At 58.8% G+C, this 274-nt stretch carries 1 pseudogene; it reads right to left on the reverse strand.

Annotation, left to right across the window (positions count from 1 at the left end):
• Positions 1–274, reverse strand: a pseudogene (locus tag KVT27_RS24550) (biotin/lipoyl-binding protein); the annotation flags it as partial.

Consider the following 274-nt stretch of genomic DNA (forward strand, 5'->3'; position numbering starts at 1 on the left):
GAATTTTACGCCCCTCACTAGCGGCGAAACGAGTACGGGCATCATCCTCGCCGACTGCGCCGGCAGCCATGCTCGCCGTTTCTCCGGTGGGACCGGCAGCCTTGAATTTGGCAAGATCCGCTTCAAGCTTCTGCTTTTTCAATGTGGTCTGCAGCGAAGCGATTTCGCTTCGCAGCGGTGTGGCGTCGAGCTCGAACAGCAGCTGTCCCTTTTTGACTTGAGCGCCGTCGGCGATTTGCCACGACTTGATCTCGCCGCCGAATGGAGCGTAGAC

The organism is Lysinibacillus sp. GbtcB16 (assembly GCF_019091145.1).
Taxonomy (GTDB): domain Bacteria; phylum Bacillota; class Bacilli; order Bacillales_A; family Planococcaceae; genus Lysinibacillus; species Lysinibacillus fusiformis.